The following is a 13136-nucleotide window of genomic DNA, read 5'->3' on the forward strand; positions in this document are numbered from 1 at the left end:
GCTTTGTCCGTACAAAAGGAAATGAAGGAACCCATTTATTATGGTGATCCTGCGACTACTAGGGGTATTTCTGTTTTTGCTCAGGAGTTTGATCAGTTGTTCAGCTACGACGGCGATGATCTGGGACTGACCTATTCACCGGCCTGCTCATCATTTTGCTTGTGGGCTCCTACGGCTCAGGAGGCAGAGCTAGTAATCTATGATTCATGGCAGGGAGCGGCGGAGAGCAAATATGCTATGATTCGCGATATCCGGGGAACGTGGAGAGCTACAGTTGACGGTGATCTGGATGGCAAATTCTATACTTACCGAGTGCGTTTAGGTGAACAGTGGAATGAAGCAGCTGATCCTTATGCACGGGCTGTTGGCGTGAACGGTGACAGAGGCGCTATTCTAGATTTGCGCAAGACAGACCCTGAACGTTGGACGGAAGATAAGCCGCCGTTTGAGGATCCTGTGGACGCCATTATTTATGAACTTCATTTGCGTGACTTATCCATTCACCCGGCGAGCGGGATGACTCATAAGGGACAATATCTCGCTTTGGCGGAAGAAGGAACCCGCGGACCTGAGGGTATTCTAACCGGACTTGATCATATCGCAAATCTCGGTGTAACCCATGTGCAGCTATTGCCTATTTATGATTATTCTACAGAGAGTGTAGATGAGACGAAGCTGGATGAACCTCATTTTAACTGGGGTTATGATCCGAAGAATTATAATGCTCCTGAAGGCTCCTATGCTACGGATCCCTATATGCCCGGACTACGTATTCAAGAGCTAAAAACAATGATTCAAGCGCTTCATGATCGTGGCCTCCGTGTCATTATGGATGTTGTTTACAACCATGTGTACGATGGATATCGCGTGAATTTTACTAAACTGGTTCCAGGCTATTATTTGCGATATAAACAAGATGGAAGCTTGTCGAATGGCTCAGGCTGTGGGAATGACGTGGCTACAGAACGCTTGATGATGTCCCGCTTCATTGTGGAGTCCGTGGTCTATTGGGCTAAAGAATACCATATCGACGGCTTCCGGTTTGATTTGATGGGCTTGATGGATGTTGATACGATGCGGGAAACTCGGCGGCGTCTGGATGGAATAGATCCATCCATCATGACGATTGGTGAAGGCTGGATGATGGGAACAGAGCTGCCGATGGAACGGCTCGCTCATCAGAAGAATGCCTCCCTTATGCCGGGAATCGGACATTTTAATGATGACTTCAGGGATGCGATTAAAGGAAATATCTTTTTGTATGATCAGCCGGGCTTCATCAGTGGAATGATGGGTCTGGAGCCTGCGATCAAGGCGGGGATTGCGGGAGGAATTGACTTCAGCCCAGGAATTAAGCAATTTGCCGAAGAGCCTCAGCAGAACGTTAATTATGTAGAGTGTCATGATAATCATACCTTATGGGATAAAATCGTATTGTCCACCGAGGGTGAGACGGTCGCTCAGCGCCGATCCATGCATAGGCTGGCTTCTGCGATAGTGTTCATGAGTCAGGGGATTCCTTTTATCCATGCGGGTCAGGAATTTATGCGCACCAAGAACGGAGTGGAGAACAGCTACAAATCCTCGGTTGAGATCAATCGTATGGACTGGGAATTGTGCGCTGCGCATCAGGAAGATGTGGCGTATATGAAACAGTTAATCGAACTGCGTAAAGCTCACCCGGCCTTCCGTATGCGAACAGCAGCTGACATTCGGAACCATTTAGTTTTTGAAAAAGCACCGGCAAGTGCAGTAGCTTACACGCTACGTGGCCATGCTGGAGGAGATGCAGCGAAGCATATTTATGTTCTTTTTAATGCGAATGCTGAACAGACCACTGTGGTTCTGCCGCAGCTTGGAGCATGGAAGAGCATCTTCGGGGCTGATCTTACGCAGGAGCTGACTGGAAATAAGCTAACTGTAAATGGGATTGGGACAGTAGTACTGACAGTGAAATAGATAGTCTTTCATAAGATCAATATTGAAAAGCATGCGGAGTAACGTACTTTAATCAGGTACAGTACACTGTGTGCTTTTTTTGTTTTTCTATTTTCTTAATTTGATTGTTTCATTTTACATAAAAAGGTGACATTACTCATTTTCGATGACGATATTGGATGTTAATATGAAGGCATTTACTTTGACGCTTTAGAGTGGCATAAGCTTGACCTCAGACAAACATAGAGCGTATTTTTCTTTTTCAACGGTTTAGAAAGTATATATTGGGGTCCCTGCAAAGTATCTGTGTACGCATCGAAGAAAGCTTCACTTTGTGGGGATATTTTAGAGAGGATGACAGAGATGGGGAAAGCAACCGGATTTTTAGAATTTGAACGGCAGACGCCTGCGGAGTGTGAGGCGCTTGAGCGGATTAAGAATTGGGATGAATTCTCGATTCCTATGGAGGAAGAGAAGCTGCGTGAGCAAGGTGCGCGTTGTATGGACTGTGGCACACCGTTTTGTCATGTAGGACGTCTGTTGTCTGGTATGGCTTCCGGTTGTCCTCTGCATAACTTGATTCCGGAATGGAATGATATGGTCTATCGTGGAAACTGGGAGATTGCGCTGAAACGTCTACACAAGACCAATAACTTTCCTGAATTTACTGGACGTGTGTGTCCGGCGCCTTGTGAAGGTTCTTGTACGGTGGGGATGAATGGCAAGCCCGTTACGATTAAATCGATTGAAAAAGCGATTGTAGATAGAGGTTTTGAAGAAGGTTGGATTGTGCCAGAGCCGCCGCTTTCCCGCACAGGTAAAAAAGTAGCTGTAGTGGGTTCAGGCCCAGCAGGCCTTGCTTGTGCTGCTCAGCTTAACAAGGCAGGGCATACGGTGACTGTGTATGAACGGGCAGACCGGATTGGCGGTTTGTTGACCTATGGTATTCCGAACATGAAGCTGGATAAAAAGACGGTGCAGCGCCGGGTGGATTTGCTTACGGCCGAAGGGATTACATTCGTGACTCATACAGAGATTGGGCGGGATATCTCGGCTACACAGCTTAAGGCGGAGCATGATGCAGTAGTCTTGTGTGGCGGGTCCACGCAGGCACGTGATCTTCCGATAGAGGGTCGAGAGCTGCGCGGCATTCATCAGGCTATGGAGTTTCTAACGTTGAATACTAAGAGCTTGCTGGATTCAGAACTTGCTGATGGCGAATATCTGTCTGCGGCAGATAAGGATGTAGTTGTAATCGGTGGTGGAGATACTGGCACGGATTGTGTAGCTACGTCGATCCGCCACGGCTGTCGTAGTGTGATCCAGCTTGAGATTATGCCACAGGCCCCACTGACGCGTCAGCCTAGCAACCCGTGGCCAGAATGGCCAAAGGTTCTTAAAGTAGATTATGGACAAAAAGAAGCGGAGCAGTTGTATAAAGAAGATCCACGTCGATATCTTGTTTCGACAAAACGTTTTATCGGCGATGACGGTGGACATGTGCAGGAGCTGCATACGGTACGAATTGAGTGGACTCGTAATGAACAGGGACGGATGGTTCCGGTTGAAGTACCCGGCAGTGAGGGAGTGCTAGAGGCGCAGCTAGTACTGCTCGCTTTGGGATTCACAGGCCCCGAAGAGACTGTACTAGGCGAGCTTGGGGTAGAACGCGATGAGCGTGGAAATGCCAAGGCGGAGTTCGGTGCACAAACGACCAATGTAGAAGGTGTATTCACAGCAGGCGATATGCGCCGCGGACAAAGCCTTGTTGTCTGGGCCATTGATGAGGGTCGTCAGACGGCCCGCGAAGTGGATCGATTCTTGATGGGATCATCGAATTTACCGTAAGGGAGAAGCATATAGAGCAGGGCGTTCCTTTTAGGGGAACGTCCGCTTTTGCGTTGTGGGTATATTCAAGGTTAAAATTATGATCTGAGCACAAGATTTATTTAAGTTAAGTCGAAAAGGAGAATACATTGATGAAGCTAATGTTTATTTCCGATATTCACGGATCTTTATTCTGGTTAGAACGGGCATTGGAAAAGGTAGAGGAAGAACAGCCAGACAGTCTTGTTATCGTAGGAGACTTTTTATATCACGGTCCCAGAAATCCACTGCCGAAGGGTTATGACCCACAGGGAGTTGCTAATAAATTGAATGAATATAACCAAAAGAAACCCATAACGGCAGTACGCGGTAACTGTGATGCTGAAGTGGACCAGATGCTGTTGCAGTTCCCGATGATGGGCGATTATGTCATGCTCCTGCATGAAGGCAGACGAATCTATGTTACACATGGTCATGGCTTTAGTATTGAGAATTTACCGGCACTATCCGAGAAGGATATCTTTATTCAGGGGCATACCCATATTCCGGTTGCGGACGTAAAAGAGGGCATATTTGTGCTGAATCCCGGCTCCATTTCACTGCCTAAAGAGAATAATCCGAATTCTTATGGTGTCCTTGAGGCTGGAGAATTCATCGTTAAGGATTTTGAAGGCAATGTGGTAAAAAGAATTACCGTTTAGTTTGATATTCTGTCTAAAAGAATCTCCGGAGATCGAGAGATTGAATAAGGGCGATAACGCCGAAAGATAACATTACTAGTCCAGACAGTTTGTTGAATAAGTGCTGTTTCGAGCTTCCGAATGTCATGTTGTTCCTGAACAAGGCGGTACTCCCTGTCAAAAAAATCCACCATAAAGTGGAACCTAGAAATACACCGCCAACTAAAAACGGCATATTGGAGCTGCTATGAGACAAAAGAACACCTGAGGCACTGAAGACACCAAGGAAAAAAATAATCGTCATGGGATTGGATAACGTCAGTAGCAGCGTTACTGCGTATGATTTCACTGAGTTTGTTTTTGTATCGGATTCAATGTTTCTCTTTCTCGGAGGAACTAATAGCGAATTTATACCCAGATAACAAATAAATAGTCCGCCTAAGGCTTGTAGCACCGTTTTGTGATCAACCAGATGAGCGGTTAGGGAGGATAAGCCGAATCCAGCGATAATGCCATAAACTGCGTCAGCTGTGGCTGCTCCCAAGCCGCAGCATAGACCGGTTTTGAATCCTGAGTTTAACGTTTTCTTGATGCATAATATGCTGATAGGACCTAACGGAGCCGCAATAGAAAGCCCCAACAGAATTCCTTTGGCGATCCACTCCCATGCCATAAGGAATCACTCCTTTTATCTATTCTTCTTTTAGCGTGGACAATGTAAATACAGTATTGGATCTTACAATGTCATGATTGGCTTTGAGTGTATGCGTTATAAATTCCTCCAATTGGGATAAATCCATCAGCCCCACCTTTAAGAGATAGTCGTATTCCCCCGAGATATGATGACATTCAAGTACTAGTGGGGATTGAATAATAGTTTTGCGGAAGTGCTCTGTTTCAACCGAGCCGTGCAGCTGTACAAATATATAAACTACTAGATTTTGCCCTATTGCTTTGCGGTTCACCTTGACCGTGAATTGATCAATCACTCCGCTATTCTCCAGCTTGCGGATTCTTTCAGTGATGGAAGGCACGGACAAATGAACGATTTTACTGATTTCGGAACTAGTCATGCGTCCGTTGCTCTTCAACAGCTCCAAGATTTGCAGATCGATGTCGTCCATTACATTTCACTCCTTTAAGTTAATTATACAAAAGGCAATAAAAATGAAAATAGAATCACTATAATAAGTAAAAATATTAAATGATATTCTCTTTTGAACTAAAATAATTAAATAAAGACTTGTTGGAACGGATTAAACCTAAAAAGTTTAACTGTAAAAGGTTGTGGCGAACAAAAAAAGATTTCTTCCAACATTATTAGTGTCTCAGGGAATTGAGCGCTAGAACATATTATTGTATGATGAGGAAGGAGTTTTAAGGGTAGGGCTAGCTCCAAATATAATAGTAGAGGTAGTTAACACATGAATCCTAAAGAGTTGAACTATACAATGCCACCGGAATGGGGCAAGCATGAACGTACTTTTATCTCCTGGCCGGTGCAGGAATCCATGTGTTTCCCGGATAACCATGAGTCTGTATGTCAAGGTTATACGGAGATCATCACAGCCATTGCTGAGTTTGAACCGATCACGGTCATCGTTAACCCGGAGGACGTGGAAAGAGTAGAACGTCTGGTTAGTGGACCGAATGTAACGCTGCTGCCTATAGCGCATAGCGATGCTTGGCTGCGTGATAACGGACCTACCTTTGTTGTTAATAAAGATGGTGTTCTAGCAGGTGTGAACTGGAAGTTCAATGCCTGGGGCGGTAAATATTCACCTTGGGATCTGGATGACGAAGTGGCGCCACAGATTCTCGAACACTCACAAGTTACACGCTTTGATGCACCGCTGGTGATGGAAGGCGGCTCGATCCATACGGATGGAGAAGGCACTTTGATTACTACAGAAGAATGTCTGCTCAATACGAACCGTAACCCGGAATTGAAGCGCGAGGATATTGAAGAGTATGTGCGGAATTATACGGGTACAGATACTATTATCTGGCTTAAACGTGGTTTGAGTGGTGATGAAACCGATGGCCATGTGGATAATATCGCCTGCTTTGCTGCTCCGGGAAAAGTCATTATTCAGGTCTGTGAGGATCCGCAGGATGAGAATTTTGAGATTACACAGGAGAATCTTCGTATTCTGGAGAATGCGACAGACGCGAAAGGGCGTAAGCTGGAGATTATCAAGATTCAGCAGCCACCACGGGTGGATCATGACGGCAGCCGTCTGACGCTCAGTTATTTAAACTTCTATTTCGTAAATGGTGGAATTATATTGCCTGTGTTTGGCGGTACAGCGGTGGAGACAGATAAACTTGCTGAGGAAGTGCTGGCTGGTTTGTTCCCCAAACGTAAGATTCGTACAGTTAACGGTATGGCAGTCATCACTGAAGGCGGGAATGTTCACTGCACTACGCAGCAAATGCCTGCTCAGCAATAATTGAAGGAAACTAAACGTCCAAAGGGACATTTATATACAAGGAGGACAGATTCTTGAGAAATGTAAAAGTAGCTGCGACACAAATGAGCTGTTCCAGTAATATTGATGAGAATATCCGCAAAGCCGAAACCCTGGTTAGAGAAGCAGCGGCACAGGGAGCGCAAATTATTTTGCTGCAGGAGCTGTTTGAGACTCCATATTTCTGCCAGAAAGAGAAAGCTGATTATTATGCATATGCAACAGAGCTGGAGCATAACAAAGCGATTAATCATTTCACAGCAGTAGCCAAGGAGCTGCAAGTGGTGCTGCCGATCAGTTTTTATGAGAAAAAGAATTACGCACGTTACAACTCACTGGCTGTAATAGATGCCGATGGAACGATATTAGGTAAATACCGCAAGAGCCATATTCCAGATGGTCCAGGGTATGAAGAGAAATTCTATTTCAATCCGGGAGATACCGGCTTTAAAGTATGGAACACTCGCTATGCCAAAATTGGCGTAGGGATTTGCTGGGATCAATGGTACCCAGAAGCGGCTAGAGTAATGAGTTTGATGGGAGCAGAGATTCTGTTCTATCCAACCGCTATCGGATCGGAACCGCAGGATGGATCGATCGATTCTAAAGATCATTGGCAGACCTGTATGCTTGGGCATGCAGCAGCTAACCTTATTCCAGTCGTTGCCTCTAACCGTATCGGTGAAGAAATTGATGAAGATTCTAGCATTAATTTCTACGGCTCTTCCTTCATTGCCGGACCGCAAGGTAATAAAATTGTTGAAGCAGGCCGAGATGAGCAAACCGTGCTGGTGAGCGAATTTGATCTGGATGCTTTGGAAGTCGGACGGATCGAGTGGGGAGTTTTCCGTGATCGCCGGCCAGATCTTTACAAAATGATTGGTTCTTATGATGGGGATATCATACTTTAATAGAATTCACAGTTAAATGTGCTAAAGGCATTGCTAGAGAGGATAGAATCTCTGGCAGTGCCTTTTTTGATATTACAGAGAGAAATACGAAGGTTCTTCAAGTAGAACTGCGCATAAATGTCACAATAAAACATACTTATGTTATATAAAGTTACATTTGATAGAAAAGTTAATTGTCACCAATTCTTAATTCTGTTAAAATCTCTTTAAGTTATTTACAAAAAATAGGTTAAATGGAGATGGTGCTATGGGAAAAGGTTGGATTATGTCAGCTTTTGTTGCATTGATGATCGTGGGATTAGTGGGATGTGGGTCGAATAATGTAAATAGCAATAAAAGTGCGGGAATAGAGAAGATCAAATTTGCCAGTGATGCTAGTTATGCACCAATGGAATATATGGACACAGATACGATCAAAGGATTTGATATTGATTTCATTAAGGCAGTTATGGAAGAAGCCGGACTTAGCTATGAGGTCACCAATACAGGCTGGGACACGATGCTTACGAGTGTAAAGCAAGGGACGGAGTATCAAGCGGGACTATCTTCGGTATCCATCACGGACGAACGTAAAGAAACGTATGACTATTCCATTCCTTATTTTGAATCTACCAACATGATTATGGTCAAAGAAGGCAGTGATATCAAAAATGCCCTCAATCTTAAAGATAAAAAGGTTGCTGTGCAGGCTGCTACTACCGCCGATGAGCTAATGAGTGGAATTATGGGGATTGATAACGCAAATCTGAAGCGTTTTGACAGCAATGCGGTAGCGTTAATGGAACTGAATGGTGGTGGAGCCGACGCGGTTGTGGCGGACATTGCCATAGTGCGTGAGTACATGAAGAACAATCCGAAGCAGAATTTGGTGGGAATCATGGACACAGAGAATTTCGGAGCTGAATATTACGGCATTCTATACCCGAAGGGCAGTGATTTAAGAGCAAAACTGGATCCTGCCATCCAAAAGGTGCTGGAGAATGGAAAGTATGCGGAGATCTACAAAACATGGTTCGGCGAAGAGCCTAACTTAGATAAACTGTTGAAGGCAAAATAAGAGGAGAAGCTAATAGGCGTGCGTAATGATTGCTATTGCGCATGCTTCTTTTTTAATCATTTGTGACCTAAAGAAGAGAAAAGAAGAGAAAAGAAGAGAAGGGAAGAGTCCTATGGATTTTAGATTGGACATCATCATTCAGTATTTGCCTGTCTTATTAAAAGGGACCCTGCTGACGATCGGTATTTCTGTGGTCTCTATTTTATTTGGCTCTATTTTGGGTCTGGGGATTGGATTCGGAAAAATGGCACCAAAATGGTATTTGCGCTGGCCTTTTCATTCTTATATCAATTTCTTTCGAGGGACACCGCTGTATGTGCAGATCCTGATTGTTCACTTTGGAGTGATTCCCCCAATTTACGGTAAAACCAATGCGCTGATCACTGCGTTTGTTGCATTGTCGCTTAATTCGGCAGCTTATTCCGCTGAGATTTTTCGGGCAGGTATTCAATCTATCGACCGCGGACAGCGGGAGGCAGCTATTTCACTTGGGATGACAAATTGGCAGGCAATGCGATTTATTATTTTACCGCAGGCGATCAAACGGATGGTTCCGGCTTTTGGCAACGAATTTATTGTATTAGTAAAGGACTCTTCACTTCTTGCGCTCGTAGCCGCACCGGAAATTATGTATTGGAGCAATACAATGAAAGGGCAATATTTGCGGATCTGGGAGCCTTATTTGACGGCGGCACTTATTTATTTCATTCTCACCTATTCTCTCAGCAAGCTGCTAAACTACGTCGAACGGAGGCTGTAATATGAGTGAGCTTATGATTTCAGTGCGAAATTTACATAAATCATTCGGAACAAATGCAGTATTGACCGACATATGCATTGATATTTTCAGTCAGGAGGTTGTGGTGGTGATCGGCCCGTCTGGATCAGGTAAATCTACCTTTTTGCGATGCCTGAATTTACTGGAGCAGCCGCAGAGTGGTGAAATTGTGATCGAGGGGACCTCATTGATGGACGCGAGTACTAATATTAATGCTATCCGCACAGAGCTAGGGATGGTATTTCAGCAGTTTAATCTATTTCCACATATGAAGGTGATTGAGAACATTATGCTTGCGCCGATTCGGGTGCGGAAATGGTCTCCAGATAAAGCTCGGCAAAAAGCGTTGGAACTGCTGCAAAAGGTGGGCTTAAGTGAAAAAGCAGAGATGTATCCAGCTTCATTGTCCGGCGGTCAGGCTCAGCGGGTTGCGATTGCTAGGGCGCTGGCGATGGAGCCCAAAATAATGCTTTTTGACGAACCCACCTCTGCGCTGGATCCGGAAATGGTCGGTGAAGTGCTGGCAGTGATGAAGGATTTGGCACGTGAGGGGATGACGATGATCGTGGTAACCCATGAAATGGGCTTTGCGCGTGAGGTTGGGGATCGTGTGCTGTTCATGGAACAGGGCGAAATCGTAGAAGAAGGCAGTCCGGAGCAATTGTTCGGAAATCCTATGCAAGAACGGACACAATCTTTTCTATCAAAAGTACTGTAAAAGTTTGGGAAAGTAGAATATTGCTATTTTATCAGGTATATTAGAAGAGTAAACCGTGATTCAGAGATCTACTATGAAAATTCTGTCGGATACGTGGAGAGGAGGCTCTGGGATATCTTTTGTTATCATAATCTTGCGGTGATAGAAGGAGAATACGATGAGCACATTTAAAAGCTGGTTGAATACCACCAAAAACGGACTAACAGATCAAGTGAAGAAATTTAAAAATAAAGATTTCATGAATGCGGTAGTTGCGGGCTGCGCCTTAGTTGCTGCTGCCGACGGTAAAATAGAAGAAGCTGAAAAGAATAAAATGGCCGGCTATATGAATATGAGCAATGAGCTAAAGGTATTTGACATGAGAGACGTCATTACCCAGTTCAACTTTTATGTAAGTAACTTTGAATTTTCCCCGGAAATCGGTAAGCAGGAAGCACTCAAAGCCATCGGTAAGTTTACTGGCAAACCGGATGTGGGGCGCGTAATTGTGGGTGTATGCTCAGCTATCGGCTCTGCTGATGGTGATTTTGATGACCATGAAAAAGCGGTTGTACGGCATATCTGCGGTGTCTTGGGATTAAACCCTAGTGAATTTAGTTTATAAACGATGTAATACCATATACATGAGTTCGGATGAAACGTATTTAGTTCTTTAGCGTATCACTGATAGAACATACAAAAGCTAGACTAACAAATGGTGATTCTTTTTAGGGAATGGAGGTACGTAAAGTTGGCTGGAATTAATCTGGTAAAAGGTCAGAAGATTGACCTCACAAAAGGTAATGCAGGCTTATCTAACGTAATTGTAGGTTTGGGCTGGGATCCCGCTGAGCCGTCTCGCGGATTCTTCGGGATGAAGAAACAGGCCAACGTGGACTGTGATGCTTCAGCACTGATGCTTAATGAGAACGGTAAGCTAGTTAAGAAGGGGAACCTGATTTGCTTCCACAATAAGCAAAGCCCTTGTAACTCTGTCATTCATTCCGGAGACAATCTCACGGGTGATGGAGACGGAGACGATGAGCAAATCATGGTCAACTTGAATGCCATTCCTTCCGATGTACACAAGGTTCTTGTAGTCGTGAATATTTATGATGCTACGAACCGTAAACAGGATTTCGGACTGATCAAATCAGCTTATATCCGTGTGATAAATGCTGTAGGCAACAATGAGCTAATCCGCTTCAACCTATCTGATAATTACAATGGTTATACAGCGCTTATTTGTGGGGAGCTTTACCGGCAAGGTGGCGAATGGAAGTTCGCCGCAATTGGTGAGGGCAGTCACGCGGCGCATATTAATCAACTGGCGGAACGTTACGTATAATCCAAATAAAAGAAAAGAGGAATGTTATCATGGCAATTAATCTATCCAAGGGTCAAAAGATCGATTTAACAAAAACAAATCCAGGTCTGTCCAAAATCACAGTAGGTCTTGGTTGGGACACTAATAAATATGACGGCGGTAAAGATTTCGATTTGGACGTTTCCGTATTCTTGACTAATGCGAACAGCAAAGTTGAAAAAGAAACGAATTTTATTTACTTCAATAATAAGCAAAACGAAAACGGTTCTGTTATTCATACAGGCGACAACCGTACTGGAGACGGCGATGGCGATGATGAGCAGGTTCAAGTGGACCTTCTGAGTATCCCAGCAGATGTAGAAAAGATAGCATTCACTATTACTATTTATGAAGCTGAAGCTAGAAGCCAAAACTTCGGACAAGTTTCTCGTTCTTATGTACGTATCGTAAATGATTTGAACAATGAAGAACTTATTCGTTTCGATTTGGGCGAAGACTTCTCTATTGAAACTGGCGTTGTTGTCGGTGAGCTATACCGTCACGGTGCAGAGTGGAAGTTCAATGCAATCGGTAGCGGCTACAAAGACGGCTTGAGCGGTTTGACTCGCGATTACGGCTTGCAATAAATCTTGTAATATAAATCTTGTAGTATTGATCTTGTGGTTACACAATGAACTGAATCTACTCATGAAAGAAGGTTATGTCAGTGACGATCAGTCTTTCCAAAGGACAGCGGATTGATCTTACCAAGACTAATCCAGGTCTAACAAAGGTAGTTGTTGGATTGGGCTGGGACACTAATAAGTATAGTGGAGGTCAAGATTTTGACCTCGATGCTTCAGCGTTTCTGCTTCATGAAGACGGCAAAGCTAAAGGTACAGATGATTTTGTATTCTATAACAACCCTAATGGTGGTGCAGGGTCCGTAGTCTATACGGGGGATAACCGTACAGGTGAAGGCGATGGAGATGACGAGCAAATTATCGTTGATTTCAGCAAAGTGCCTGCCCATATTCAGCGGATTGGTATAACTGTAACGATTTATGATTACGAAGCCCGTACACAGAACTTTGGACAAGTCTCCAATGCTTTCGTACGTGTGGTGGATGCTTCGACGGATCGTGAAGTGCTCCGTTACGACCTGGGTGAGGATTTCTCAACAGAGACGGCGGTTGTATTCTGTGAATTCTACCGCAATGGTGCGGATTGGAAGTTCCAGGCAGTAGGTAGTGGTTTTGGCGGCGGCCTTAGCGCATTGTGTAAAAATTATGGGCTGGACGCGCAATAGCATCTTCCGGGCGGGGTCATCACCGATCCTGCCCTTTTTTTGAAATTTAAGAAAGTATAAGTTTCACCCTCACAAAGGACCTGAAATTAGGTTGCGGAGTATAAACTCCACTTTGTGGGGTTATTTAAAAATGTAAGAAAGTATAAGGTTCACACGATACTT

Annotated in this window: 14 protein-coding genes; 12 read left to right on the forward strand and 2 right to left on the reverse strand. The window is 44.4% G+C overall.

Annotation, left to right across the window (positions count from 1 at the left end):
- Positions 1-3: 3 nt before the first annotated feature.
- The 3 genes from pulA (at position 4) to yfcE (ending at position 4466) form a co-directional block, all read left to right on the forward strand.
- Positions 4-1959: a type I pullulanase gene (gene pulA, locus NST74_RS01630; RefSeq protein WP_341110137.1), complete on the forward strand. Its 1956-nt coding sequence runs from the start codon at positions 4-6 to the stop codon at positions 1957-1959.
- A gap of 342 nt (positions 1960-2301) precedes the next feature.
- Positions 2302-3786, forward strand: coding sequence for a glutamate synthase subunit beta (locus NST74_RS01635; protein WP_341110139.1), 1485 nt, complete (start codon positions 2302-2304; stop codon positions 3784-3786).
- Positions 3787-3917: 131 nt separating this feature from the next.
- Positions 3918-4466 (forward strand): phosphodiesterase, encoded by a 549-nt coding sequence (gene yfcE / locus NST74_RS01640; RefSeq protein WP_341110142.1) that lies wholly within the window; start codon positions 3918-3920, stop codon positions 4464-4466.
- Positions 4467-4479: 13 nt separating this feature from the next.
- Here yfcE and NST74_RS01645 read toward each other — a convergent pair whose 3' ends face one another.
- On the reverse strand, positions 4480-5118 hold the full coding sequence (locus NST74_RS01645; RefSeq protein WP_341110143.1) for a LysE family translocator: 639 nt from the start codon (positions 5116-5118) through the stop codon (positions 4480-4482).
- Between the two features lie 19 nt (positions 5119-5137).
- Positions 5138-5569 (reverse strand): Lrp/AsnC family transcriptional regulator, encoded by a 432-nt coding sequence (locus NST74_RS01650; RefSeq protein WP_076116494.1) that lies wholly within the window; start codon positions 5567-5569, stop codon positions 5138-5140.
- A 300-nt stretch (positions 5570-5869) separates the two neighbouring features.
- Here NST74_RS01650 and NST74_RS01655 point away from each other — a divergent pair, with 300 nt between their 5' ends.
- The 9 genes from NST74_RS01655 to NST74_RS01695 all read left to right on the forward strand — a co-directional run bounded on the left by NST74_RS01655 (position 5870) and on the right by NST74_RS01695 (position 12974).
- Positions 5870-6898: an agmatine deiminase family protein gene (locus NST74_RS01655; protein WP_341110144.1), complete on the forward strand. Its 1029-nt coding sequence runs from the start codon at positions 5870-5872 to the stop codon at positions 6896-6898.
- Between the two features lie 53 nt (positions 6899-6951).
- Positions 6952-7827 carry an N-carbamoylputrescine amidase gene (gene aguB, locus NST74_RS01660; protein WP_076116496.1) on the forward strand — a complete coding sequence of 292 codons (876 nt, stop codon included), beginning with the start codon at positions 6952-6954 and terminating at the stop codon, positions 7825-7827.
- A 247-nt stretch (positions 7828-8074) separates the two neighbouring features.
- Positions 8075-8884: a transporter substrate-binding domain-containing protein gene (locus tag NST74_RS01665; RefSeq protein ID WP_341110145.1), complete on the forward strand. Its 810-nt coding sequence runs from the start codon at positions 8075-8077 to the stop codon at positions 8882-8884.
- A gap of 112 nt (positions 8885-8996) precedes the next feature.
- Positions 8997-9644, forward strand: coding sequence for an amino acid ABC transporter permease (locus tag NST74_RS01670; protein WP_341110146.1), 648 nt, complete (start codon positions 8997-8999; stop codon positions 9642-9644).
- A 13-nt stretch (positions 9645-9657) separates the two neighbouring features.
- Positions 9658-10380, forward strand: a complete 723-nt coding sequence (locus NST74_RS01675) for an amino acid ABC transporter ATP-binding protein (protein WP_042131778.1) — start codon at positions 9658-9660, stop codon at positions 10378-10380.
- A 157-nt stretch (positions 10381-10537) separates the two neighbouring features.
- On the forward strand, positions 10538-10984 hold the full coding sequence (locus NST74_RS01680) for a tellurite resistance TerB family protein (RefSeq protein WP_042123532.1): 447 nt from the start codon (positions 10538-10540) through the stop codon (positions 10982-10984).
- 126 nt (positions 10985-11110) lie between these two features.
- Positions 11111-11707, forward strand: coding sequence for a TerD family protein (locus NST74_RS01685; RefSeq protein WP_042123533.1), 597 nt, complete (start codon positions 11111-11113; stop codon positions 11705-11707).
- Positions 11708-11736: 29 nt separating this feature from the next.
- Positions 11737-12312, forward strand: coding sequence for a TerD family protein (locus NST74_RS01690; RefSeq protein ID WP_042123535.1), 576 nt, complete (start codon positions 11737-11739; stop codon positions 12310-12312).
- A gap of 80 nt (positions 12313-12392) precedes the next feature.
- Positions 12393-12974 carry a TerD family protein gene (locus NST74_RS01695; RefSeq protein WP_341110149.1) on the forward strand — a complete coding sequence of 194 codons (582 nt, stop codon included), beginning with the start codon at positions 12393-12395 and terminating at the stop codon, positions 12972-12974.
- The last annotated feature ends 162 nt before the right edge of the window (positions 12975-13136 follow it).

Origin of the sequence: Paenibacillus sp. FSL F4-0125, from assembly GCF_038008565.1 — a bacterium.
GTDB lineage: Bacteria > Bacillota > Bacilli > Paenibacillales > Paenibacillaceae > Paenibacillus_AQ.